A 23,200-nucleotide genomic window follows, 5' to 3' on the forward strand; every position below is an offset into this window, starting at 1 on the left:
AACCGCATCCTACTGGAGAACTACTTCCTGCCCGGCGACCTCGAGGCCCAGATCGAGGCCTTCGTCGAGCACTACAATCACCAGCGCTACCACGAGAGCCTGGCCAACGTGACCCCTGCCGACGCCTACTTCGGAAGGGCGCCGGGCATCATCAAACAGCGCGAAAGGATCAAGCGACAGACCATCGAATATCGGCGCTTGCAGCACCGCAAGCTCGCCGCCTAACATCAATCCCCAGACGAAGCCCGCACTCCGCTAATCTACGCCGCGAAGTGTGCCAAATGTTCTGACGACGGACACTCTGTAATCTCGACGATTCCTTCCAGGATGTGGCAGAATTCGAAAACTTCGCCCTTGATCGACTTGTTGGTGCCCTCGGTCCCCGAGAAGACACCGGTGCGCACCTTACCGTCTTTCGCGGTATCCAGATCCCAAGCCTTGCAGACCGGCGTACCGGCAATCAGGCGATCGGGAGCGACCGGGACGGAACGTGGCTCGAATTCGGGCGCGGTCACAACGGGAACGAATAGATTCATGGCACTAGCCTCTTTCAGAAGGGAGGTCTTCAGTTTAGTGGAGTGATCCTGCCCAAGCGTGCCGAATTTCGCGGTCGCTCCGAACCCTATGCTGTTTCGTCCGGGCCAGGCCAAATTTGATGCGCCGCCTTCGGAAAATTCGATGCCGTAGTGCGCGTCAATTCCGCGATAACATGGCAAGACGGATGCGGTGCGGGCAGGCATCGGCTCGTCCTTCGGGATCATCGCCATGCAGGCGCCGGTGCGGGGTCCGCAAGGCAGTGGAGGGACTGCGGTCCCACGGCAGAAAAAAACGCCTATGGCGCCTGCCGCCATGTCGGGGTGCTGTCCGCGCTGCTGGCGGAAAAGGGGTTTCATGGCCATCAGAGCGTCCTGGATGGGCCTTTTGGCTTTTGGATCATGGCCGGCTCGGACCGCCCGGGCCCGAGGGCTATGCCGGACTGGGCGAAGACAGGCTGGTGACGCGGGTCGAGTTCAAGCCCTATGCATGCTGCCAGTGGTCCCATACCATAATCGAGGCTCTGTCACGGCTCGCCAAAGGGTTGGTGCCCGGCGATGTCGCCGAGGTCGATGTGTATGGGATTCTGGAGTTCTATCGCGGTCTGGGCGGTGGTATGCTCGACAACATCGACGATGCGCAGTTCAATGCCCCCTATCTGGCAGCGCTGCAGCTTCTTGGCCGCTCGTCTGAATTCGGCATGTCAGAGCCGGACCTAGCAGATAGCGCGGTGGCAAAGATGACCGAACGGGTGCGCCTGCATCACGATCCCGCCTATGACGTCGCGCAGGATGCCACCATGGCAATGCCGGTGCGGGTGGAGATCGCCACCACTGGCGGCGAGCTGCGCACCCTGTTCATCGAAGAGCCGCCCACGTCGGTCCAGCGCAGTGGATTCGGCCAGAATCAGATCTGCGCGAAGTTTCGGCGCGTCTGCGATCCGGTTCTGGGCGCCGAACGGTCGGAACGGGCGCTGTCCATGTTGTTGGATATCGAGCATGCCGATTTCGCGACGCTCATGCAGCTCTTTGCGATCGCCTGAGCCCAATACGGGTTGGCGCGGTCAGACGCCGCGCCGGTCCCATTTGTCGAGCATCCCATAATAGAGCACAGCCAGGGGATAGAACCAGGCGCGCCCATGGAAAAAAGGCCGCGTTTCGAAATTCAGATCCGAATAAATCGTGTCGCCCTCGGCGCTGCCCATCATCTTGTGTGCGACGCGGCTGCCAAGCCAACTGGCCCGTGCCACGCCGGTTCCGTTGTACGCGCCCGAAAAGTAGAGGCCGTCGAATTGTTTGACATGGGGAAACCCATCGAACGTAAAGCCCAACTGCCCGTGCCAATAGTGGCTGATCTTGGTCTGCGCGAGTTCCGGAAAGATCTGGACCAGCAGGCTGCGGATATAGCGGGCATTGGCCACGTTGCTTTCGTGGCGTCCGCTCATATTCAGCACCCGCCCGCCGAGGATCATCCGAGTTCCGTCGGGCGAAGGGCGGTAATAGGTTACGACGCGCTGGCTTCCGGCAAGGAGTTGCTGCTTGGGCATCAGCCGCGCCATTAGGTCGGGCGGCAGCGGTTCGGTGGCGACAAGGCCGCTGCCGACCGGGATGATCCGCCGCTTCAGATAGGGCGATACGGTGGCACTGTAGCCATTGGTGGCCAGCAGAACCTGCTTGGCCGTCACGTCGCGTCCCGCCACCCGAAAGCGCAAGCCGCCGTTGTCTGGTCGGATGTCTGATACCTTGGCGCCGCTGTGAATCCGGACGCCATGCCGGGTCGCAGCTCGGGCCAGTTCCAGAGCATATTTCGCAGGCTGGATGCCAGCATAGCCCGGCATCGAAATGCCGCCATGATACAGGTCGGTTTTCACCTCGGCATGCTGTTCTGACCGTGGCACCATGTAGGCATCGCAGGGCATGACCTTGGTGATGCGGTCGATCATCCGGCCCAGCTTGTCATATATCCGCGGCGCCATCGCGCCCTTGAAGTAGCCGAGGACTTTCAGGTCACAATCCAATCCTTCAGTAGCGACGACATCCTTGACGTACTGCAATGATTGAAAGCTCTCCTCGACAACGCGACGCGCGACGTCCGGTCCATAGGCCATGGCCGTATCGAAGAAGGCCCAGCCCGGTCCAAGAAAGCCGCCGTTGCGGGACGACGCCCCCCAGCCCGGTGCTTCTGCGTCGTAAAGCGTCACCTGCTTGCCTGCACGCGCAAGGACCAGCGCCGCATTCAGCCCGGTAAAGCCGCCACCGACGACCGCGACTTCGGTGGTCGCAGCGATTTCGTCGGCGGTGGATGCCTCGGGTCTTGAGCCTTCCCACCAGTAGGGCGTGTCGACGGCATTATCGGTGCAGAATTCGGCTTTGAGACGAGGCATGTTGGGTTTTCCCAGAAGTGCGGCCGGGCTGCGCGGGCATTGTCGATATCAAGCGTAAGACAGGCGCGCCCGGTACTTCAAGACGGTTCATCCAGAATTGGACGAAATTACCAGAACCATTCTTACGTCATCCATAGTTTCGCGTTATGACTCGTCCATCGACGCCGGACGCAAAGGGAAATCGAGACCATGGAAAACCAAGAAAATCCCCTGCTTGACCAGTTGGATCAGATCGCCCGCGGCGTGGCTGAGACGTTTGCTCCGTTTTGCGAAGTGGTTCTTCACGATCTGACAGACCCCGATCACGCAATCGTCGCGATCTACAACAACCTTTCCCAGAGGCAGGTGGGCGACCCGGCCACCGAACTGGGGCTGAACCGGATTGCCGACAAGGACTTTCCGCAGGTGCTGGCCGCCTATGCCAATCAGTTCCGCGATGGCCGCCGGGTCAAAAGCACGTCGATCGGCATCCGTGATGCCGGGGGAGACTATGTCGCCGCCCTGTGCATCAACGTGAACATGACACTGTTCGACAATTTGCGAAGCGCCTTTGACGAGTTCTGCCGAACCGGTCCACATCAGGCGCCCATTGAGTCGCTCAACCCTGCAAGTGCCGCCGCCTTGCGCGCGGCGATCGAGCGTTTCGCGGCACAAAGGGCCAAGACCCCCCGCTCGCTCGACCCTTCAGAGCGCAAGCTGCTGATCCGGGAATTGGAGGAGGCAGGCTTTCTGGATGTGCGGCGCGCTATCGAGACGGTCAGCGCACAGCTTGGCGTCTCGCGCTCCACGGTCTATGAGGACCGCCGCGCGGCTGACAATGCGTAGCCTGCATTCCTCGCAGGGTGGCGCCCATTTCTGCCACGAAGAGTGGAAAATTCATTCATTTATGCTGCGGACGCCAAGCCATTCCGCAAAATCCTTTTCTGCCCGCCTCTAAGCTTTGAAACAGGGCAATTGAGGAGCCAAGATGGCGCGCTTCACACCTAAATTCATCACGTTCGAGCGCTACGGAGCCCTGACCAACTACGACACGGGCATTAAGCACAAGGTCTGGGTCAACCGCGGGCACGAGCCGGCCAACCCCTTCTACGAATACATTGAAATTGCCGACACGCGTGGTCTGCCCGCGATCGTCGGACCGTAATTTCCTTGCCACGCCGCCCTGCCGGAAGGTCGGACAGCAATCTAAGGAGACTTCCATGATCAAAGCCGCCGACATTGAAACCGCCACAGCGCGCATGCATCAGTTCTTCATCAACGGCACTTGGGTTGATGCATCGAGCGATGAATGCGCCGACATCGTCAACCCGGCGACCGAGGAGGTCATCGGAGAAGTCGCGCTTGCCTCTGTCGCAGAGACGGACAAGGCGGTGGCTGCAGCGCGCGCGGCGTTTCCCGGATGGTCCACGACAAGTCCCGACGAGCGCGCAGACAAGATTGACCGGCTGCACGCGCTGATCCTAGAAAACAAGGACACACTCGCGCGGGCCATCACCGCCGAAATGGGCGCCGCGACCAGCTATGCGCAGACGGCCCAGGTGCCGCTGGCCGCAGAACATCTGCGCGTTGCGAGCGAGTTGCTGCGCAGCTATCGCTTTGTGACGCGCCGCGGCCAGGCCGCCATCGTGCGCGAGCCCATCGGCGTTTGCGCACTTATCACTCCCTGGAACTGGCCGCTGTTCCAGATCACTGCCAAGGCAGGGTCGGCCCTGGCGGCAGGCTGTACGGTCGTGTTGAAGCCGAGCGAGCTCTCGCCACTCAGCGCGGCTCTGTTTGCAGACCTGATCGCCAGGGCAGGATTTCCGGCCGGCGTGTTTAATCTGGTCAACGGGACGGGTCCGGTGGTAGGCACCCGTCTGGCCGAACATCCCGACATCGACATGGTATCGATCACCGGTTCGACCCGCGCCGGTGTCTCTGTGGCACAGTCTGCCGCACCAACGGTCAAGCGCGTCGCCCAGGAGTTGGGTGGAAAGTCGCCCAACGTGATCCTGCCCGACGCCGATCTCTCTCGAGCCGTGCCGCCGGGTGTTGCCTCGGCGATGCGCAACGTCGGCCAGTCCTGCAGCGCACCGACCCGGATGATCGTGCCCCGTGCACGGCTCGCGGAAGTCGAAGAGCTGGCGGTCGCGGCGGTAGCTGACTTCAAGATCGGAGATCCGACCGATGCGGTTACGACGCATGGGCCCTCCTCGAACCGGAACCAGTATGCCCGCGTTCAAACCATGATCCAGACCGGCATCGACGAGGGCGCGAAGCTCCTCACTGGCGGACCGGGACGCCCCGAGGGTCTTGAGCGCGGCTTCTTTTCGAAGCCCACGATCTTTTCCGAGGTCACGACGGACATGGCCGTGGCGCAGGAAGAGATTTTTGGCCCGGTTCTGGTCATCATGCCATATGATGATGTGGAAGAGGCAATCACGATCGCCAATGATACCGTCTACGGCCTCGGAGCGCAGGTGCAGGGCTCGGACCTTGATTTGGTTCGCAAGACCGCCGCGCGCATCCGGGCAGGCCAAGTGCATCTGAACTATCCTGCCTGGGACCCGTATGTGCCCTTCGGCGGCTATAAACAGTCCGGCAATGGCCGCGAATATGGGATAGAAGGGTTGGAGGAATACCTCGAGACCAAGTCCATCCTCGGCTACTTCGACGGGGAGTAAATGCCACCGTCTTCGCATCGGCCCGAAGTCCACTATTGTTGCAACCGGCATGATTGCGGCATATTCGGGCCGATGTGGACTGAACGAACCTTGACAGCAACACGTATAACAAGTTGGTTCATAACAACAAATTGAGGGCAGAGTTCCAATGAATGCCCGTCAGATCGAGATCTTCCGCCCATCATGCGCAAGGGGTCGCTTACCGCCGCAGTGAATGCGCTGGCCGTGTTGCAACCCGCCATCAGCAAGTCGTTGCTCCATTTCGAAAGTCATTTGGGCTACGCGCTGTTCGACCGCATCTTCCGCGAGATCGAATTGCTGGACGAACTCGCGCTGAACATCACGGAACGGCGGGTTGGACTGTTGCGCATCGGCGTGACCCGGCCGCTGGCGATCCTGGTTTCGTCCTCGCTGGTGGCAGCGCCGCTGGTGCGGCCGGGCCTCGGGGGTGCGCTGGCCGACGCTTTCATGCCCTGTGACAGGAACGAGAACCTCGTGATCCATCGCTTCCGCCCGGAAATCAGCATGAACCTTGCGATCTCGACCAATACCGACAAACCAGCTTCGCGCTTGCTGTCTGCATTCCGGCTGAACCTGCGCGACGCGATCCGGCAGTACCACGCGGCTCACGACGCCACCACACAGCGTTGATGTCCGACCTGCTCGGCCAAATCCCGGCGGACGAACAGATCGGCAGCGTCACCGCCGACGGTGCCTATGACACCCGCAAATGCCACGACGCCATCGCTGACCGCGGGGCGGATGCCGTCATTCCCCCAGGGCTCCGCCCGTTCAGGGCTGAATTGATCCACCGGATCAATTCCAGGCCGCCCTTCACCCCCGCAAGAACGCCAAGCCGTGGAAGACCGTCACCACCGGCACGATCGCACGAAACGAAGCCCTGCGGGCATCGAAAGACCACGGTCGTGCCCTCTGGCGACGATGGAGCGGATACCATCGCCGAAGCCGCGTCGAGACGAAACCTCTCGGGACATTTCCTTCGGAAATACCCTGCCGGTCAGTGGATGCACTGTGTGAAACTGCTTGGGCAGCGCCTCATGGCGCAGGACTTTGACCGGCAGGTCGCCGAAGTCCAAGTCCGCATCGCCGTCATGAACGGCTACACCGCGCTTGGCATCCCTGTCACAGAAGCCGTGGGATGAAACCGTCCGGGGAAAGGGAAACCTCGGGTATCACAAGCTTTGTGCATCAGAGCCGCGACGTTCTGCTCATGATGTCCAGCTACCATGCTGGATTCACGAGATGAATCCAGCACGAGATTTGTGTAATAGAGCTTCTTGGCAGATTCTGTTGTCGCATTGGGTGAAACAGCAGATTAATTCAGGCCTATCGCGCGATACTGCGCTGAATTACAAGTATTCGATAAGCCGGATGTTAAAGACCATGTCAGATGACGATCTACAGCCCGAAGCCGCCGAGGGCTGTCTGATCCTCGACAATTACCGGGCGACAGCTCACAAGATCACTACTGCCGACCGCCATTTGTTGCACGAACTGACAATCAGCGTGTTCTGGCCGCATCGCGACCGGGATCTCGATCTCTTCATCTCGCTCGGTCAGGGCTATGTCGCTGTCGATGAAATCGGTCGGGCGATGGGATCGGCGATGTATTTCCCCATGGGGGACGATTTCGCCATGTTCGGGATGATGGTCACTGCACCACGATTGCAGATGCAGGGGGCCGGCCGCTGGCTTTTGAACCGGATCATGTCCGATTGCGCCGGGCGCGACCTGCGGTTGAGCGCGACGCGCGCTGCCTATTGGCTGTATGAAGGCGCGGGCTTCGTGCCGGTGAATACGATCTGGCAGCATCAGGGCAAGGCGCGGCGGATCCACTCCCCGGAGCCGGTCGCGGGAGTGGATGTTCGCCCGATGACCGGGGCCGATATCCCGGCCATTCTCGCGCTTGACCTGCTGGCCCTGGGGGCGGATCGCTCCGACACGCTGAAGGTGCTGATCGGCCTGTCCGAGGGGCTTGTCGCGGTTCGTGGCGATCAGGTCTTGGGCTATGCGCTGAAGCGCCCGTTCGGTCGAGGCAAGGTGATCGGGCCGGTGATCGTCGATGACGAACGGGTCGCGATGCAGCTGATCGCACCGTTCATCCAGGCTGATGTGGGCAACTTCCTGCGTGTCGATACCCCGGTGCAGAGTGATCATTTCGCGGCCTTTCTCGCCGCCGCGGGACTGGGGGCCTATGACACGGTGACCGAGATGCGGATCGGCCCGCAACGCCGCGCGACGGAAGGACCGCGAGTGTTCGGCATGGCATCGCATTCGCTGGGCTAAACGCCGCCGGGATTGATGACAGCAGAAAGGGGCGCTTCAGCGCCCCTTTTGGTCTCTGTCGCGTATCCGGTCAGGACAGGCGGTCTTTCATTCCGAACCACAGGCCCACCAACGGCAGGAACCAAGGTTGGCCCGAATGCGCCGGGATCGGTGGCCAGCTCATCCCGGCCAGCGGGTTGGTATCAGTCCGCCCCATCGCCAGGTCGGCCAGCGTCTGGCCGATCAGCGTCGACATCTGCGCGCCATGGCCGGAATAGCCCATGCCATAGATCATGCCGTCATGTTCCCCGGCGCGGGGGTAACGGTCCTTGGTCATGCCGACCAGACCGCCCCAGCAATAATCGATCTCGATCCCGGCCAGATGTGGGAAGGTCTTGGCCAGCCCGGCCTGCAGGATGGCGCCGGATTTCGCATCGGAGCTCTGGTTAGACACCGCCGAAAACCGCGCCCGTCCGCCAAAGATAAGGCGGTTGTCAGGCGACAGGCGGAAATAGTTGCCGATGTTCATCGTGGTCACGCAGGTGCGATTGCCCGGCAGGGTGGCCGCAATCTCGTCTGGCGTCAGCGGCCGGGTCGCCACCACGAAGGAGCCGACCGGAATGATCCGGTGCCGGATCCAGCGGAACGGCTTTTTCGCATATTCGCCAGTATAGGCTCCGGTGGCCAGGATCACACGTTCGGCGCGCAGCTTGCCCTTCGGCGTGGTCAACTCCCAACCGCTGCCGGCGTGCTGGCGGTCGGCCACCGGGGCGCCATGCCAAATCTTGGCACCGTGACGATGCGCGGCCTCGGCCAGGCCGGTGGCATAACGGCCCATGTGCATCATCGCCGCCTTTTCATAGAGCATGGCGCCATGGACCCCGGCGGCCCCGACTTCGCCCGGCAGGTCGGATTTCTCCAGCCAACGGGTATCGGGATCGACCTCGCGATGGATCAGGTCGAAATTCGCCCGCAGCCCGGCGACATGGCTGGGTTTCGAGGCGAGCTTGAGTTTACCCGCGCGGCGGAAGTTGCAGTCGATCCCTTCCTCGGCAATCACCTCCTCGATCATGTCGATGGAATGATCGAAGGCATGGTACAGACGGTGCGCCTGCTCCGCCCCCAGATGCGCCTTGGCTTCGGCATAGCCGTGCGCGATGCCGTTGTTCAGATGGCCGCCGTTGCGTCCGGACCCGCCGGCGCCGACGTGATCGGCCTCCAGCAAGGCCACGCGCACGCCGGATTTCGCCAGTTTGCGCGCGGCGTTGAGCCCGGTGAAGCCGCCGCCGATCACCGCCACATCATAGCTGCCCTGGACCGGCCCGTTTTGGGGTTGGGAAAAGGGGGTGGATGTGTCGTGCCAATAGGATTTGAATTGCATCTGTGCCTCCGCTGCGCGGGTTCCTGATCTGATCTTACAGGCCGGCGACGGCGGCAAGGCCGGAGACGTCGGGGATTTCGGTATAGCCGTAATAGGGGTTGGCCGGTTCGTGGCCGCGGTTCACCCAGGCCTTGTGCTTGATGCCGATGTCATGTGCGGTCATCAGATCATAGCGGAAGCTGGAAGAGACATGCAGCACGTCTTCGGGGCCGCAGCCGAGCATGTCGAACATATACTCGAACGCACGCATCTGCGGCTTGTAGGCGCCGGCGCTTTCGGCGGTAAAGACATGGTCGATCGGCACGCCGAGGTTCTTGATGTTATGCGGGATCTGATCGTTCATCGAATTGGTCAGCGCCACCAACGGGATCTTGCCGGCGATCTTGGCCAGGCCGGCGGTGACGTCGGGGTGGGGGCCCCAGGTCGGCACCCGGTTATAGATGTCTTCGGCGACGGCGGGATCGAAGGCGATGCCGTTCCTTTTGCAGGTCCGTTCGAGCGAGTTGTAGACGACTTCGGCATAGGGCTTCCAGGCGCCCAGAACCTCATCCAGACGGTAGGCCGCGAAATCGGCGATGAAGGTGTCCATCTGCTCGGGCGACAGCTTGTCTGCATAATGTGCGCGGGCGGCGCCGGCCATGTCGAAGAAGATCATCGTGCCGTGGCAGTCGAAGGTGATGAATTTGGGGCGGAAGGTCATGTATCTCTCCGAGAGGTCTTGTCTGCCTGACAGCATGACCCGGGTCGCACGACAGGGATTGCCGCGTTTGCAGGTTTGGACGCAGGAAATTGCGTTTCCTGCGCGGGATCCGGCAGGGGATGCCGTGGGGAGGCTGGCTTTGGGCGCTCCTGCCGGGGCGGGCAGGGCAGGGTAGGGGGGCGCCCTGCCGGCGCCATTGCCCCAACCGAGGAATTCCCTATGACGCATCTCGTGCCGCTTGACCTGACCCCTGATTTCGCCCCGCGCGAGGACAAAGCCCTGCCTGAACGGTTGATCGAGGGCGATCCCACCTTCAAGACCTGGGAACTGGACTGCGCGCAGGCCGAGACCGCGAAGTGGGGCAAGATCCGCACCGGCATCTGGGAGGCGACGCCAGGCACCACCAAGTCGATCAAGGGCGAGACTTTCGAGTTCTGCCATATCCTGTCGGGTCATGTACGTCTTTCCGAAGAGGGTGGCGAAAGTCGTGACTTTACCGCCGGCGACAGTTTTGTGCTGAAGCCCGGTTTCGTCGGCACCTGGCACACGATCGAGACCGTGCGCAAGATTTGGGTTATCGCGGCCTGAGGCGCATGATGATGTTTGCAAAGGATATTCTGGCCCGGCTGGTGGGGTTTCCCTCCGTTGTCGGGACCCCGAACGGGGCGCTTCTTGGCTTCGTGCGCGATTATCTGGCCGGTCATGGCATTTCCTGCCGTATTCTGACCGGCCCCGAGGGCGATCGGGCCAATCTCTTCGCGACGATCGGCGATGCCTCGACACCCGGCTATATTCTGTCGGGCCATGTCGATGTGGTGCCGGCCGGAGAACCCGAGTGGCTGGCCGATCCCTTCGTGCTGCGTGAGGAAGCCGGCCGGCTGATCGGTCGCGGCGCCTGCGACATGAAAGGCTATGTTGCCGCAGTCCTCGCGGCGGTGCCCGATCTGGTGGCGATGGATCTGTCTAGGCCGATCCATATCGCGCTGTCTTATGATGAAGAGGCCGGTTGCAAGGGCGTGCCGCATCTGCTGTCTGCCTTGCCCGATCTCTGCGCGCCGCCGCTTGGCGCCATCATCGGTGAGCCGACCGGTCTGGTGCCGGTGCTTGCACATAAGGGCAAGGCCTCGGTCCGGGTCACGGCCAGGGGCGTGCCGGGACACAGTTCGCGCCCCGATCTCGGGCAGAATGCCATTCATGCGCTGGTGCCGGTGTTGGCCGCTGCCACCGCTCAGGCCGAGGCGCTGAAGGCCGGGCCGCAGGATCTGCGGTTTGCCCCATCCTATTCCAGCCTGCAGATCGGCACGTTGTCGGGCGGGCAGGCGATCAATATCATTCCCGACCGCGCGGAGGCGCGTATCGAGGCGCGCGCGATTGCCGGCGTCGATCCGGAGGCCCTGCTGGCCCCGGTGATCGCGGCGGCGGAGCTGGCGGGTCTCGAAAGTGAAATCTTGTCATCCTATCCGGCCCTTGCGCTCGATGCCGCCGATCCGCTGGCGGCATTGGCTCAGGCAATCTCGGGTCATGCGCCCTTGGGGGCGGTCAGTTTCGGGACCGAAGCCGGGCTGTTCCAGAAAGCGGGGATTCCATCGGTGATCTGCGGTCCGGGGGATATCGCCCGGGCGCACAGACCCGAAGAATATCTGACCCTGGAGGAGCTGGAAGGGGCCCGCGCCATGGTGGTGGCGCTTGGTCAACGCCTGAGCGGCTGATACGATCCCGGTTCGGCAAAATTTTCTGCGGTCCCGCGGTGCGGCGGCAAAGTAAACTGCCGCGCCGCGGCGCAATCAGACCAATCATGCCGCCTCTTGGAGTGTAGGGTCGGGGGGACAAGATCAAGAGCCGGAGTTCCAATGTCTCACACTGCGTCTCAGCAAATTCTATTCGAAGACTTCGCTCCGGATCATCTCGACGGGGCACTGCGCCTGTCGCAGGAAGCCGGATGGCCGCATCGCCGCGACGACTGGGCGTTGACCCTGTCGGTTTCGACTGGCGTGGTCGCGATGGATAGTGGCGAGGTGGTCGGCACCGCGCTGTGTTCCTGTTTCGGCGATGTCGCAACGCTCAATATGATCATCGTCGATCAGCGGATGCGGGGCCGGGGCCTTGGGCGCGAATTGATGAATCGCGTGATCGCCATGGCCGGGGCACGCGAAACGCGTCTGGTTGCCACCACAGACGGGTTGCCGCTGTATGAAAAGCTGGGCTTCGTCGCGACCGGTCGGATCGAACAATACCAGGGCATCGCGGTTGCAGCGCAGCCCGAGGTTTCTGTCGATGCGGCGACGGGTGCCGATATCGCGGCGCTGGCCGCGGCAGATCTGGCGGCCTCCGGAATGGAACGGGCTACGCTGTTGGCCCGAATCGTCGAGACTGGAACCCTGCTGCGGGCCGAAGGTGGCTTTGCCCTGCTGCGCCGCTTCGGGCGGGGTCATGTGGTCGGCCCGGTGGTGGCGCGCGATGTGGCGACTGCCCGGGCGCTGATGGCGGCGGCTGCCAGTCGGCTGGAGGGGCAGTTCCTGCGGATCGACATGGCTGGTGCTCTCGTTCAGGCCGATTACGCCGAAAGCCTCGGCCTGACACATGCCGGCGGTGGCACCACGATGGTGCGCGCCCCGAAATCGCCCACGGCGATTTCTTCTGAATACAAAACCTTCGCCCTCGTGTCGCAGGCCCTGGGCTAATTCCGCGGAGATTGAACTGACATGTTGTCAAATTCCCTTGTCGAACTCGACCGGCGCCATCTGGTCCACCCGGTGTCCTCGTTCCGTGGGCACGAAGCGCGCGGCGTGCGCATTCTGACCGGCGCAAAGGGCGCCACCGTTACTGATGCCGAAAGTCGTGAGCTGATCGACGGATTTGCTGGCCTGTGGTGTGTCAACGCCGGCTACGGCCATGAAAGCGTGGTCGAGGCCGCCGCTGAACAGATGCGCCAATTGCCCTATGCCACCGGCTATTTCGATCTGGGCGCCGAAGCGCCGATCAAGCTTGCCGCGGAACTGGCCGAACGGGCCCCGGGTGATCTGAACCATATCTATTTCTCGCTCGGCGGGTCGGACGCTGTCGACAGCACAATCCGCTTTGTGCGCTATTACTGGTATTCCAAGGGCCAGCCCGAACGCGATCAGTTCATCTCGGTCGAGCAGGGTTATCATGGTTCCACCACGATGGGCGCCGGCCTGACTGCGCTGCCGGGCTTCCACGAAGGCTTTGGCGTGCCCTATAGCTGGCAGCACAAGATTTCCTCGCATTACACCTATCGCAATCCGCTCAAGACCGATGCCGAAATCATTGCTGCCTCGGTTGCCGAGCTGAAGGCCAAGGTCGAGGCGATCGGGCCCGAAAAGGTAGCCGCCTTCTATGTCGAGCCGATCCAGGGTTCGGGCGGGGTTCTGGTGCCGCCGAAGGGCTGGGTCAAGGCGATGCGCGACGCCTGCAAGGAGATGGGCATCCTCTTCATCGCCGATGAGGTGATCACCGGTTTCGGCCGCACCGGTCCGCTGTTCTGCTGCGAAGAAGAAGACATCGTCCCCGATCTGATGACCACGGCAAAGGGGCTGACCTCGGGCTATGTGCCGATGGGCGCGGTCTTCATGTCGGATCATGTCTATGAAACCATTGCCGAAGGCGCCGGTGCCAAGGCGGTGGGTCATGGCTTCACCTATTCGGCGCACCCGGTGTCGGCGGCTGTCGCGCTTGAGGTTCTGAAGCTGTACGAAGGCGGGCTGCTGGAGAATGGCCGCAAGGCCGGTGCGCGGCTGATGGAAGGGCTGCAGGGCCTTTCGGATCATCCGTTGGTCGGCGATGTGCGCGGGCGCGGCATGCTGGCAGCGATCGAACTGGTCACCGACAAGGACAAGAAGACGCCGCTGCCGGCCAGTGTCCAGCCGGCCACGCGGCTGTTTGACCGGGCCTGGGAACAGGGGCTGGTGATCCGCTCCTTCGCGCAGGGCATCTTCGGCTACGCCCCGCCGCTGTGCTGCACCATGGAGGAGATCGACCAGATCGTCGACCGCACCCGCAAGGTGCTGGACCTGACGCTGGAAGATCCCGAAATCCGCGCGGTGCTCGCCTGATGGCGCTGCTGCTGCAGACCTTTCCGGAACGCGCGGCCATCTGGTCGCGCGTCTTCTCCGAGGCAGGCGAACCGCTGGTCTGCGGTGCCGATCAGGTCTCGGATCCTGCGGCGGTGCGGTATCTGGCTTGCTGGGTGCCGCCGCCGGATCTGACGATCTATCCCAATCTCGAGGTTGTCATCTCGGTCGGGGCCGGGGTTGATCAGATGCCGAAGATGCCCGAGGGTGTGCGGCTCTGCCGGACCCTGGCCCCGGGCATCGAGGAGATGGTGCGTGACTGGGTGGTGATGGCCACACTGATGCTCTATCGCGCCATGCCGGTTTATCTTGAGCAGGCAACGCGCGGGCAATGGCAGACCCATGGCGTGCCTCTGGCCCGCAACGGTCGTGTCGGCATCATGGGCATGGGGCGGATCGGTCAGCTGGCGGCGGAAACCCTGACGGGACTGGGCTTCCAGGTGAGCGGCTGGTCACGATCGGGGGCGCCTGCCGGTGGGGTCGAGATGTTCTCGGCCGAGGAGCTCGACCGCTTTCTGGGGCAGAGCGATGTGTTGATCTGCCTGCTGCCCCTGACCGGTGAGACCCGTGGTATGTTGAATGCGAATCTGTTCGCGAAACTGCCGGAGGGCGCCCATCTGGTGCATGCCGGGCGCGGTGCCCAGCTTCATATGCCGGCGCTTCGGGCGGCGCTGGATACAGGGCGTCTCGCTTCGGCCATGCTGGATGTGACCGAGCCGGAGCCGTTGCCACAAGACCATTGGGCCTGGGCCGATCCCCGGGTGATCATCACCCCGCATGTGGCGGCGAATACCGATCACCGTGAAGGGGCCGAACATGCCCTGCGGGTGGTGCGCGCGGCCCGCGCAGGCCAGCCCTTGCCCGGTCTGGTCGATCAGGCGCGCGGCTACTGACCCACTCACGGCGGCGGTTGGAAATACCGCCCGCCGCGAGAATTTAAAATAATCTGCTGTCGAGGTGCCGTGTTTCGGAGAATTTCGAGCGGCGAGCAGAGCGACACTGAACAGAACCGAGACGGCGAAAACGCCGCTAGATGTTAAAGACAAGGGGAGAGCGGCACGTATCCGGGCAGGTTTGCATCGGAGCGCCGCATCATTTCCCTCGCAAAATAAAATGCTGCCTTGTGCGGCTGTTTGCAGAAAGGACTGCTGTAATGGCAACCGAAACCGTCGTGAAACCGCTGACTGCGTTTTCCTACGTCACCTTTGACGTGGTGGGCACGTTGATCGACTTCGAAGGCGCAATCAAGGATGGGCTGGCCGAGATCGCTGCCCGCGAGGGGCGCGAGATCGACGGCGAAGCCGCGTTATCGGTTTATCGTGACGCGCGTTACGAGCCGGGCGCGTTGCGCTTTCCCGATGATCTGGGGCGTTGCTATTCTCGGATCGCCGCCGCTTTCGGCCTGCCCGACACCGAAGAATATCGCAAGCTGATGATCGAACGCGTCGGCGATGCCAAGCCGTTCCCGGATTCGGTCGAGGCGATGGCGCGGCTCAAGGCCCGTTACAAGCTGATCGCGATGACCAACGCCCGCCGCTGGGCCTTTGAGAAATATGAGGAAAAGCTGGGCTTTCCCTTCTGGGCCGGCTTTACCACCGACGATACCGGTTGCGAAAAGCCGAACCCCGACTATTTCCACCAGGTGTTCGATTATGTCGCCAAGGACGGCGGCAGCAAGGATGACATCCTGCACACTGCACAAAGCCAGTATCATGACATCGGCATTTCGCGCCAACTGGGCATGACCAATGCCTGGACTCAGCGCCGGCATGCCCAGAATGGCTATGGCGGGACCATCGAACCGAAAGAATTCACCGAGCCTGATTATCACTTCCACGCGCTGATCGAGCTGGCCCGCGCCGCCGATACCGCATTCGAGGCCTGAGTTCACCACCGGCCCGGCACGCCGTCAGAAGCGGGGCGGGCCCACATCAACAGGGAAGAAGCACCAATGACAAATAAGACCCCCACCAACTGGACCGGTCGCGACGATGCGATGGTCGAACAGGCGATTCGTCGCGGCGCGTCACGCCGGGAGTTGCTGAAGATGCTGATGGCTTCGGGCATCGGTGCGGTAGCCGGCGGCTCGTTGCTGCTGCGGGCGGATCAGGCCGTGGCCGCGGCGCCGGTCTTCGGCGGCAACATGAAGGCCGCAGGCTGGTCCTCTTCCACCGCTGATACGCTCGATCCGGCCAAGGCTTCGCTGTCGACCGACTATGTCCGGTGCTGTGCCTTCTACAACCGCCTGACCTTCCTTGACGAGGCCGGCCAGGTACAGATGGAACTGGCCGACAGCGTGTCTTCTGACGACGCGCAGACCTGGGAGGTGAAGCTGAAGTCGGGCGTTCTGTTCCACGACGGCAAAACGCTGAGCGCCGACGATGTGGTCTATTCGCTCAAGCGTCACCTGGACGAGGGCGTCGGCTCCAAGGTCAACTCGATCGCCAAGCAGATGACCGAGATTTCCAAGGTGGACGATCTGACGGTGAAGATCGTTCTGGCAGCCGCCAACGCCGACCTGCCGACCATCCTGGCGCTGCATCACTTCATGATCATCGCCGATGGGACCACGGATTTCTCCAAGCCGAACGGCACCGGTGCCTTCATCTGCGAGGTGTTCGAACCCGGCGTGAAATCGGTTGCAGTGAAGAACCCGAATTATTTCAAAGCCGAAGGTCCCTATCTGGACAGCTTCGAATTCTTCGCGATCACCGACAACAACGCCCGCGTCAATGCGCTGTTGTCGAATGACATCCAGCTTGCCGCCTCGGTCAATCCGCGGTCGCTGCGGATGCTGGACGGCCAGTCCTCGGTGAAGACCTCGGTCACCACCTCGGGCAACTATTCTAACCTGAACATTCGTCTCGACATGAACCCGGGCGACAAGGCCGGGTTCATCGAAGGGATGAAGTATCTGGTCAACCGTGAGGCGATCCAGAAGTCGGTGCTGCGCGGTCTGGCCGAAATCGGCAACGATCAGCCGGTCTCGGCGGCGAGCCGCTATCACAACCCGAACCTGAAGCCGAAGGACTACGACCCCGAGCGCGCCAAGAGCCTGTTCGACAAGGCCGGTCTCTTGGGCCAGTCGATCCCGGTCGTCGCCTCCGACGCCGCCACCTCTTCGGTTGATATGGCGATGATCGTGCAGCAGGCCGGAACCCAGATCGGCATGAAGCTCGATGTGCAGCGCGTGCCGTCCGATGGCTACTGGTCGAACTACTGGCTGAAGGCGCCGATCCACTTCGGCAACATCAACCCGCGTCCGACCCCGGATATCCTGTTCTCTCTCCTCTACGCATCCGATGCGCCGTGGAACGAAAGCCAGTACAAATCCGAAAAGTTCGACAAGATGATGGTCGAGGCCCGTGGCGCCCTGGACGAGGAAAAGCGCACCGCGATCTATTGGGACATGCAGGAGATGGTCGCCAACGAAGCCGGCACCATCATTCCGGCCTATATCTCGAACGTGGATGCGATCTCCTCGAAGCTGGGCGGGCTGAAACCGAACCCGCTTGGCGGCATGATGGGGTATGCTTTCGCCGAATACGTCTGGCTGAACGCCTGATCCGTGACCAAAAAAGCGATCCGCGGGGGCGATGGCCCTCGCGGATCCGTTCGCTCACAAGGAGGTGCCACATTTGCCCGCTTCGCTTACCCCATATTTCCTGATCGCCCAGCGACTGGGGGTTGCGCTGATCACTTTGGTCATCGTCTCCTTCGCGGTGTTTTTCGCAACCGAACTTTTGCCCGGGGATGTGGCAGAAATTCTGCTGGGGCAGGCGGCAACACCCGAGGCCGTGGCCGGTCTGCGCGAGGCAATGGGACTGAACCAGCCGGGTATCTACCGCTTTTTGCACTGGTTCGTGGGGCTGGCCTCTGGCGATCTGGGAACATCCTATGTGAACAACATGCCGGTGGCCGATCTGATCAGCGGACGACTGGCGAATTCGCTGAAACTCGCCGGTGTGACGACGCTGTTTGCAGTGCCGATCGCTCTCAGCCTCGGCATCGGAGCGGCGATGTGGCGCGGTTCGATCTTCGATCGGCTGGTGTCGGTCCTGACCATCTCGGTGATCTCGGTGCCTGAATTCATGGTGGCGACGCTGGCGGTCCTGATCTTCGCGGTCTGGCTCGGCTGGCTGCCGGCGCTGAGCTATGGCGCCGATGTCGGCTCCTGGTCGGCGATGCTCAAGGCCTATGCGATGCCGGTGATCACCCTTGGTTTCGTGGTCTCGGCGCAGATGATCCGGATGACCCGTGCCGCGGTGATCGAGACGATCAACACCCCTTACGTCGAAATGGCCCTGCTCAAGGGCGCCTCGCGGTCGCGCATGGTGCTGCGGCACGCCCTGCCCAACGCGCTCGGCCCCATTGCCAATGCTGTGGCCCTGTCGCTGAGCTATCTGGTCGGTGGCGTGATCATCGTCGAGACCATCTTCAACTACCCCGGTGTCGCCAAGCTGATGGTCGATGCTGTTTCCACCCGCGATCTGCCATTGATCCAGTCCTGCGCGATGATCTTCTGCATCAGCTATCTGTCGCTGATCACGCTGGCGGACATGATCGCCATTCTTGCCAACCCGAGGCTGCGCCACTGATGTCCGAGAAATCCCTCTCCCTCCGCCTGCCGACGCCGCGCAATCTGGGCTATTCCTTCAACTGGGTCGGCCGGATCGGCCTGATGATCATCCTGTTCTGGGGGGCCGTCGCGATCTTCGGACCCTGGCTTACGCCCTATCCGGTCGGTGAGATCGTCGATTGGGATTATTTCGGTCCGATGAGCGATAAGTTCTGGATGGGGACCGATTATCTGGGCCGCGATATCCTGTCCCGGATCATCATGGGCGCGCGCTATACCGTCGGCATCTCGCTGGCCTCGGTGACGCTGGCCTGCACCGGCGGCGTGATCCTCGGCATGGTCGCGGCTGTCGCGGGCGGCTGGTTCGACACTGGCCTGTCGCGGCTGCTGGACGCGTTCAATGGCATTCCCTCGCTGCTGTTCGGTCTGGTGGTCGTGGCTGCCGTGGGCTCTTCGATCCCGGTTCTGGTCCTGACGCTTGCGGCAATCTATCTGCCCGGTTCCTATCGCTTTGCCCGCGCCCTGGCGGTGAACGTCAACACGATGGACTTCGTCACCGTTGCCCGCGCGCGGGGCGAACGGACGCCCTATCTGATCTTGCAGGAGATCTTTCCCAATATCCTCGGGCCGGTGCTGGCCGATCTCGGGCTGCGCTTCGTCTTCATCGTGCTGGTGCTTTCGGGGTTGTCGTTCCTGGGGCTCGGGGTGCAACCGCCGAATGCCGATTGGGGCGCGTTGGTGCGTGAGAATATCGAAGGTCTGTCGCTTGGCGCGCCGGCGGTGGTCTTCCCTTCGATCGCCATCGCCTCTCTGACCATCTCGGTGAACATGTTCATCGACAACCTTCCCACCAAGATCCGCGACAGGAGCGAATGATGACTGCAGCCCCCCTCGTTTCCGTTCGCGGTCTGACCATCGGCGCCACCACCGACGCCGGCCGCAAGGTGAAGATCATCAAGGGTGTCGATTTCGACATCGCCCCCGGTGAGATCGTCGCGCTGATTGGTGAATCCGGATCGGGCAAGACCACGATCGCCCTGTCGCTGATGGGCCATACCCGCACCGGTTGTGAAATCACCGGTGGCACGATCCGGCTGGGTGATGACGACATCACCGCCATGGACGAACGCGCCCGCAGCGGGCTGCGCGGCACGGCGGTATCCTATGTGCCGCAATCGGCCGCCGCCGCCTTCAACCCGAGCCAGCGGATCATGCAGCAGGTGATCGAGATTTCCGCGATCCACAAGCTGATGCCGCGACCCGAGGCCGAGAAGAAGGCGGTGGAGCTGTTCCGCGCCCTGGCGCTGCCGGATCCCGAGACCATCGGCCACCGCTATCCGCACCAAGTCTCCGGTGGCCAGTTGCAACGGCTGTCGGCGGCCATGGCGCTGATCGGGGATCCGCAACTGGTGATCTTCGATGAACCGACCACCGCGCTTGACGTGACCACCCAGATCGAGGTGCTGCGCGCGTTCAAATCGGTGATGGAAAAGGGCGGCATGGCCGGGGTCTATGTCAGTCACGATCTGGCCGTCGTTGCCCAGATCGCTGATCGGATCATCGTGCTGAAGGGCGGTGAAATTCAGGAGGTCGGCACGACGCAGCAGATCCTCGACGCGCCGGCCCATCCCTATACGCAAGAGCTGCTGGCGGCGTTCGAACCGGTGCCGCATGAACTGGCCCAGATCGAACATCGTCCGCACGAACGGCCGATCCTCGAGATTCAGCATCTGTATGCCGGCTATGGTCCGGTGCGCAACGGCGAACCTCAGCTCAAGATCCTCAAGGATGTGAATTTCAAGCTGCAGCGCGGCCGCAATCTGGGGGTGATCGGGGAATCCGGATCGGGCAAATCAACCCTGGCCCGCGCGATTGCGGGGATCGTACCGGCCTATCGGGGCAATATCCTGTTTGACGGTCGCGAACAGCATCTGTCTTTGGCGGATCGGTCGAAAGACGATCTGCGGCGGGCGCAGATGGTCTTTCAGCTTGCCGACACCGCCCTGAACCCGGCGCAGTCGATCGAGAAGATCCTCGGCCGACCGTTGTACTTCTATCATGGAATGAACAGCCGGCAACGCGAGGCGCGGGTGATCGAACTGCTGGACATGGTGCGCTTGCCGGCGGCGTTGCGCCATCGCCTGCCGGGAGAGCTCTCCGGGGGGCAGAAGCAACGGATCAACCTGGCCCGGGCGCTGGCTGCTGAACCTGAGCTGATCCTCTGCGACGAGATCACCTCGGCGCTCGATACCGTGGTGGCGGCGGCGATTCTCGATCTGCTGAAGGAACTTCAGCGCGAGCTGAACCTGAGCTACCTGTTCATCAGCCACGATCTGTCGACGGTCGAGTCGATCTGCGACGATGTTCTGGTGATGTACAAGGGAGAGGTGGTGGAGGCCCTACCGGCGGCGCAGATGTCGCGCGATGCCAGCCATGGCTATTCCCGGTTGCTGATCTCGTCAGTGCCACAGCTCGATACCGGCTGGCTGGCGGGGCTGGAGCAGGATCCCGAACTGGTGGCGGCCTTCTCGGATCGTTAGGCTGGACTCTGTTCTGGCGGAACATGGCTCAAGGGCGTGACAGCGATGTCGCGCCCTTTCAGATGCGATCGGCGAAAAGCCGGGTCAGCGGCAGCTGATTCTTGACGAAAGGCGTCTTGATCACGACGAAGCTGAAATATTTGTCGATGCCGATATCACGGTCGTTCAGCCCTTCGATGATGTTCTGGTAATCGACGATTCCCGAGGTCACGAATTTCACCAGATAGTCGTAGCCGCCAGAAATCAGGTGGCACTCGACGCAGCTGTCGATCTTTTCGACCGCCTCCTGAAATCGGGCGAAATCAATCTGGCGATGGTTCTTGAGGGTGAATTCGGTGAAGACCGTCAGCGTTTCGCCCAGTTTCGCCACGTCGATCTGGCCGGTGTAGCCAGTGATATATCCTGCCTTTTGCAACTTTTTCACGCGCATGAGGCAGGGCGAGGGTGACAGGTTCACCCGTTCGGCCAGCTCCACGTTGGTGATCCGACCGTTTTGTTGCAGTTCTGCCAGGATCTTGAGGTCGATCCGGTCGAGTTTGAGGCGATTATTCATGGTGCTTTCCTTCCCGCGCATATCGCGCAGCGTGGCCCGTCAGAAAAATCAGCAACCCCGCCCTGTCAACTGCATTTAACAGAAAATGCCGGCTTGGCATCGGCATCCGGCAGATGCGGCTGAACAGACCCGGATAATCTGCGTTAAACGACAGGAGACTCCGATGTCCGCACCCTTGATGCAAATCCCGACCCAGACCACGCTTCCAGCCGCCGCCGACTGTGTGGTGATCGGGGCCGGGATCGTCGGGGTAAGCGCGGCCTATTGGCTGGCGCGGGCGGGCAAGTCGGTCGTTTTGCTGGAAAAAGGCCTGGTGGGCGCGGAACAATCCAGCCGCAACTGGGGGTGGTGCCGACAGCAGAACCGCGATGCGCGGGAATTGCCACTGTCGACCAAGAGCCTCGCGCTCTGGGACGAGATGACCGCCGATATCGGCGAGGATCTGGGGTTTCGCCGTTGTGGGCTGCTCTATCTGTCCAATGATCCCGCCGAACTTGATGGCTGGGCCGCTTGGGGCCGTTTCGCCCGGGGGGAGGGAATCGATACCCGGATGCTGAGTGCCGCAGAGGCCGGTGAACGCGGCGCCGCCACGGGGCAGAACTGGCTGGGTGGCGTCTGGTCTCCGACCGACGGGATTGCCGATCCATCGCGCGCCGCACCGCTGATCGCCAAGGGCGTGATCAAGCACGGTGGCCAGGTGGTGCAGAATTGTGCTGCGCGCGGGATCGAGTGCAGCGGCGGCGCGGTCTCGGGCGTGGTCACCGAACGGGGCGTGATCGCCACCCGGCAGGTGGTGATGGCGGGCGGTGCCTGGGCCGGCAGTTTCATGCATCAACTGGGGATCGCCTTTCCGCAGGCTGCGGTGCGCAGCTCGATCCTGTCGGTGGCGCCCGGTGCCGAGGGGTTGCCGCCGGCGCTGCATACTGCCGCGGTGTCCTCCACCCTGCGCGGCGATGGCGGCCATACCCTCGCGATCTCCGGGCGCGGGCATCTTGACCCGACTCCCGGTGCGTTGTTCGGTGCGAAGCATTTCCTGCCGATGTTCGCCAAACGCTGGCGTGCCCTGCGCCCGGGTGGGCTGCAGGCTTGGCATGCCGGCTTCGAGTCCCGCGCCCATTGGGCGCTGGATCGCGAAACGCCGATGGAGCGCATGCGCATTCTCGATCCGCGCCCCTCGCGCCGGCTGATCGACGAAACCCTGCGGGCCGCGCGCGCCCTGTTGCCGGCGCTGCGCAACATCCCGGTGCAGGCGGCCTGGGCGGGCTATATCGATTCCACCCCCGACGGGGTGCCGGTGATCGACACCGACACCGGCGTCGACGGGCTGATCCTGGCCGCCGGCCTGTCGGGGCACGGGTTTGGCATCGGGCCGGGGGTTGGTCACCTGGTGGCCGATCTGGCGTTGGGGCGCGCGCCGCTGACCGAGGTCGCGCAATACCGTCTTGCACGGTTCAGGGAAAGCCAGTGGGGCAAGGTCGCAAAATTCTGAA

The 23,200-nt window shown here is 62.4% G+C and carries 24 protein-coding genes; 19 read left to right on the top strand and 5 right to left on the bottom strand.

Going from position 1 to position 23,200, the window contains the following annotated elements; all coding sequences use genetic code 11:
* The coding region (locus G455_RS0114535; RefSeq protein ID WP_028094366.1) for an integrase core domain-containing protein at window positions 1-225 on the top strand (225 nt) is incomplete at its 5' end.
* Between the two features lie 35 nt (window positions 226-260).
* On the opposite strand, the gene G455_RS26630 is transcribed toward G455_RS0114535, so the two are convergent.
* Window positions 261-899, bottom strand: a complete 639-nt coding sequence (locus G455_RS26630; RefSeq protein WP_161629398.1) for a cupin domain-containing protein — start codon at window positions 897-899, stop codon at window positions 261-263.
* Window positions 900-928: 29 nt separating this feature from the next.
* Between G455_RS26630 and G455_RS0114545 the strand changes: the two genes are divergently transcribed.
* Window positions 929-1,576 carry an MmgE/PrpD family protein gene (locus G455_RS0114545; protein ID WP_028094367.1) on the top strand — a complete coding sequence of 216 codons (648 nt, stop codon included), beginning with the start codon at window positions 929-931 and terminating at the stop codon, window positions 1,574-1,576.
* 21 nt (window positions 1,577-1,597) lie between these two features.
* On the opposite strand, the gene G455_RS0114550 is transcribed toward G455_RS0114545, so the two are convergent.
* Window positions 1,598-2,917 (bottom strand): NAD(P)/FAD-dependent oxidoreductase, encoded by a 1,320-nt coding sequence (locus G455_RS0114550; protein WP_028094368.1) that lies wholly within the window; start codon window positions 2,915-2,917, stop codon window positions 1,598-1,600.
* Between the two features lie 189 nt (window positions 2,918-3,106).
* Between G455_RS0114550 and G455_RS0114555 the strand changes: the two genes are divergently transcribed.
* The 6 genes from G455_RS0114555 (at window position 3,107) to G455_RS0114585 (ending at window position 7,887) form a co-directional block, all read left to right on the top strand.
* Window positions 3,107-3,742, top strand: coding sequence for a helix-turn-helix transcriptional regulator (locus tag G455_RS0114555; RefSeq protein WP_035366820.1), 636 nt, complete (start codon window positions 3,107-3,109; stop codon window positions 3,740-3,742).
* 142 nt (window positions 3,743-3,884) lie between these two features.
* Window positions 3,885-4,061: a hypothetical protein gene (locus tag G455_RS26075; protein ID WP_205620476.1), complete on the top strand. Its 177-nt coding sequence runs from the start codon at window positions 3,885-3,887 to the stop codon at window positions 4,059-4,061.
* Between the two features lie 55 nt (window positions 4,062-4,116).
* Window positions 4,117-5,580, top strand: a complete 1,464-nt coding sequence (locus tag G455_RS0114565) for an aldehyde dehydrogenase family protein (RefSeq protein WP_051312526.1) — start codon at window positions 4,117-4,119, stop codon at window positions 5,578-5,580.
* Window positions 5,581-5,763: 183 nt separating this feature from the next.
* Window positions 5,764-6,231, top strand: a complete 468-nt coding sequence (locus G455_RS0114570) for a LysR family transcriptional regulator (protein WP_028094371.1) — start codon at window positions 5,764-5,766, stop codon at window positions 6,229-6,231.
* The gene (locus G455_RS26080; RefSeq protein ID WP_407636247.1) at window positions 6,231-6,743 is read left to right on the top strand and encodes a transposase; all 513 of its coding nucleotides are present in this window, start codon (window positions 6,231-6,233) and stop codon (window positions 6,741-6,743) included. Before G455_RS0114570 ends, G455_RS26080 begins: the two co-directional genes overlap by 1 nt.
* 241 nt (window positions 6,744-6,984) lie before the next feature.
* Window positions 6,985-7,887, top strand: coding sequence for a GNAT family N-acetyltransferase (locus G455_RS0114585; protein WP_051312528.1), 903 nt, complete (start codon window positions 6,985-6,987; stop codon window positions 7,885-7,887).
* A 70-nt stretch (window positions 7,888-7,957) separates the two neighbouring features.
* Here G455_RS0114585 and G455_RS0114590 read toward each other — a convergent pair whose 3' ends face one another.
* Together G455_RS0114590 and G455_RS0114595 are read right to left on the bottom strand one after the other, a co-directional pair.
* Window positions 7,958-9,247, bottom strand: coding sequence for an NAD(P)/FAD-dependent oxidoreductase (locus G455_RS0114590; RefSeq protein ID WP_028094375.1), 1,290 nt, complete (start codon window positions 9,245-9,247; stop codon window positions 7,958-7,960).
* Between the two features lie 34 nt (window positions 9,248-9,281).
* Window positions 9,282-9,947: a haloacid dehalogenase type II gene (locus G455_RS0114595; RefSeq protein ID WP_028094376.1), complete on the bottom strand. Its 666-nt coding sequence runs from the start codon at window positions 9,945-9,947 to the stop codon at window positions 9,282-9,284.
* Window positions 9,948-10,166: 219 nt separating this feature from the next.
* On the opposite strand from G455_RS0114595, the gene G455_RS0114600 reads away from it, so the two are divergent.
* From G455_RS0114600 to G455_RS0114645, 10 genes are all read left to right on the top strand, one after another.
* Window positions 10,167-10,535, top strand: coding sequence for a cupin domain-containing protein (locus tag G455_RS0114600; protein WP_028094377.1), 369 nt, complete (start codon window positions 10,167-10,169; stop codon window positions 10,533-10,535).
* An 8-nt stretch (window positions 10,536-10,543) separates the two neighbouring features.
* Window positions 10,544-11,656: an acetylornithine deacetylase gene (gene argE, locus G455_RS0114605; RefSeq protein WP_240474630.1), complete on the top strand. Its 1,113-nt coding sequence runs from the start codon at window positions 10,544-10,546 to the stop codon at window positions 11,654-11,656.
* 141 nt (window positions 11,657-11,797) lie between these two features.
* Window positions 11,798-12,628, top strand: a complete 831-nt coding sequence (locus tag G455_RS0114610; protein WP_035366822.1) for a GNAT family N-acetyltransferase — start codon at window positions 11,798-11,800, stop codon at window positions 12,626-12,628.
* A gap of 21 nt (window positions 12,629-12,649) precedes the next feature.
* Window positions 12,650-14,020, top strand: a complete 1,371-nt coding sequence (locus tag G455_RS0114615; RefSeq protein ID WP_028094380.1) for an aspartate aminotransferase family protein — start codon at window positions 12,650-12,652, stop codon at window positions 14,018-14,020.
* Complete coding sequence (locus tag G455_RS0114620; protein WP_028094381.1) at window positions 14,020-14,931, top strand: 2-hydroxyacid dehydrogenase; 912 nt, start codon at window positions 14,020-14,022, stop codon at window positions 14,929-14,931. Before G455_RS0114615 ends, G455_RS0114620 begins: the two co-directional genes overlap by 1 nt.
* A 260-nt stretch (window positions 14,932-15,191) precedes the next feature.
* Entirely contained in the window at window positions 15,192-15,923 is a 732-nt protein-coding gene (locus G455_RS0114625; RefSeq protein ID WP_051312530.1) for an HAD-IA family hydrolase, read from the top strand.
* Between the two features lie 66 nt (window positions 15,924-15,989).
* On the top strand, window positions 15,990-17,603 hold the full coding sequence (locus G455_RS0114630; protein WP_028094383.1) for an ABC transporter substrate-binding protein: 1,614 nt from the start codon (window positions 15,990-15,992) through the stop codon (window positions 17,601-17,603).
* A gap of 73 nt (window positions 17,604-17,676) precedes the next feature.
* Window positions 17,677-18,636: an ABC transporter permease gene (locus tag G455_RS0114635; RefSeq protein ID WP_028094384.1), complete on the top strand. Its 960-nt coding sequence runs from the start codon at window positions 17,677-17,679 to the stop codon at window positions 18,634-18,636.
* Window positions 18,636-19,493 (top strand): ABC transporter permease, encoded by an 858-nt coding sequence (locus G455_RS0114640; protein ID WP_035366824.1) that lies wholly within the window; start codon window positions 18,636-18,638, stop codon window positions 19,491-19,493. The genes G455_RS0114635 and G455_RS0114640 overlap by 1 nt, the downstream gene beginning before the upstream one ends.
* Entirely contained in the window at window positions 19,493-21,157 is a 1,665-nt protein-coding gene (locus G455_RS0114645; protein ID WP_035366826.1) for an ABC transporter ATP-binding protein, read from the top strand. Before G455_RS0114640 ends, G455_RS0114645 begins: the two co-directional genes overlap by 1 nt.
* Window positions 21,158-21,215: 58 nt before the next feature.
* Here the strand turns inward: G455_RS0114645 and G455_RS0114650 are convergent, their stop codons facing one another.
* Window positions 21,216-21,710 (bottom strand): Lrp/AsnC family transcriptional regulator, encoded by a 495-nt coding sequence (locus G455_RS0114650; protein ID WP_028094387.1) that lies wholly within the window; start codon window positions 21,708-21,710, stop codon window positions 21,216-21,218.
* A 163-nt stretch (window positions 21,711-21,873) separates the two neighbouring features.
* Between G455_RS0114650 and G455_RS0114655 the strand changes: the two genes are divergently transcribed.
* Window positions 21,874-23,199 carry an NAD(P)/FAD-dependent oxidoreductase gene (locus tag G455_RS0114655; RefSeq protein ID WP_028094388.1) on the top strand — a complete coding sequence of 442 codons (1,326 nt, stop codon included), beginning with the start codon at window positions 21,874-21,876 and terminating at the stop codon, window positions 23,197-23,199.
* The last annotated feature ends 1 nt before the right edge of the window (window position 23,200 follow it).

The sequence above is a fragment of the Pseudodonghicola xiamenensis DSM 18339 genome, assembly GCF_000429365.1.
Lineage (GTDB): Bacteria > Pseudomonadota > Alphaproteobacteria > Rhodobacterales > Rhodobacteraceae > Pseudodonghicola > Pseudodonghicola xiamenensis.

Excerpts from the sequence above, each read along its gene's own strand:
- G455_RS0114630 (WP_028094383.1), top strand. The coding sequence starts at position 15,990 with ATGACAAATAAGACCCCCACCAACTGGACCGGTCGCGACGATGCGATG.
- G455_RS0114565 (WP_051312526.1), top strand. The coding sequence starts at position 4,117 with ATGATCAAAGCCGCCGACATTGAAACCGCCACAGCGCGCATGCATCAG.
- G455_RS26075 (WP_205620476.1), top strand. The coding sequence starts at position 3,885 with ATGGCGCGCTTCACACCTAAATTCATCACGTTCGAGCGCTACGGAGCC.
- G455_RS0114650 (WP_028094387.1), bottom strand. The coding sequence starts at position 21,710 with ATGAATAATCGCCTCAAACTCGACCGGATCGACCTCAAGATCCTGGCA.
- G455_RS0114655 (WP_028094388.1), top strand. The coding sequence starts at position 21,874 with ATGTCCGCACCCTTGATGCAAATCCCGACCCAGACCACGCTTCCAGCC.
- G455_RS0114600 (WP_028094377.1), top strand. The coding sequence starts at position 10,167 with ATGACGCATCTCGTGCCGCTTGACCTGACCCCTGATTTCGCCCCGCGC.
- G455_RS0114620 (WP_028094381.1), top strand. The coding sequence starts at position 14,020 with ATGGCGCTGCTGCTGCAGACCTTTCCGGAACGCGCGGCCATCTGGTCG.
- argE (WP_240474630.1), top strand. The coding sequence starts at position 10,544 with ATGATGTTTGCAAAGGATATTCTGGCCCGGCTGGTGGGGTTTCCCTCC.
- G455_RS0114555 (WP_035366820.1), top strand. The coding sequence starts at position 3,107 with ATGGAAAACCAAGAAAATCCCCTGCTTGACCAGTTGGATCAGATCGCC.
- G455_RS0114640 (WP_035366824.1), top strand. The coding sequence starts at position 18,636 with ATGTCCGAGAAATCCCTCTCCCTCCGCCTGCCGACGCCGCGCAATCTG.
- G455_RS0114585 (WP_051312528.1), top strand. The coding sequence starts at position 6,985 with ATGTCAGATGACGATCTACAGCCCGAAGCCGCCGAGGGCTGTCTGATC.
- G455_RS0114610 (WP_035366822.1), top strand. The coding sequence starts at position 11,798 with ATGTCTCACACTGCGTCTCAGCAAATTCTATTCGAAGACTTCGCTCCG.
- G455_RS0114570 (WP_028094371.1), top strand. The coding sequence starts at position 5,764 with ATGCGCAAGGGGTCGCTTACCGCCGCAGTGAATGCGCTGGCCGTGTTG.
- G455_RS0114595 (WP_028094376.1), bottom strand. The coding sequence starts at position 9,947 with ATGACCTTCCGCCCCAAATTCATCACCTTCGACTGCCACGGCACGATG.
- G455_RS26630 (WP_161629398.1), bottom strand. The coding sequence starts at position 899 with ATGGCCATGAAACCCCTTTTCCGCCAGCAGCGCGGACAGCACCCCGAC.
- G455_RS0114625 (WP_051312530.1), top strand. The coding sequence starts at position 15,192 with ATGGCAACCGAAACCGTCGTGAAACCGCTGACTGCGTTTTCCTACGTC.
- G455_RS0114615 (WP_028094380.1), top strand. The coding sequence starts at position 12,650 with ATGTTGTCAAATTCCCTTGTCGAACTCGACCGGCGCCATCTGGTCCAC.
- G455_RS0114590 (WP_028094375.1), bottom strand. The coding sequence starts at position 9,247 with ATGCAATTCAAATCCTATTGGCACGACACATCCACCCCCTTTTCCCAA.
- G455_RS0114645 (WP_035366826.1), top strand. The coding sequence starts at position 19,493 with ATGACTGCAGCCCCCCTCGTTTCCGTTCGCGGTCTGACCATCGGCGCC.
- G455_RS0114550 (WP_028094368.1), bottom strand. The coding sequence starts at position 2,917 with ATGCCTCGTCTCAAAGCCGAATTCTGCACCGATAATGCCGTCGACACG.
- G455_RS26080 (WP_407636247.1), top strand. The coding sequence starts at position 6,231 with ATGTCCGACCTGCTCGGCCAAATCCCGGCGGACGAACAGATCGGCAGC.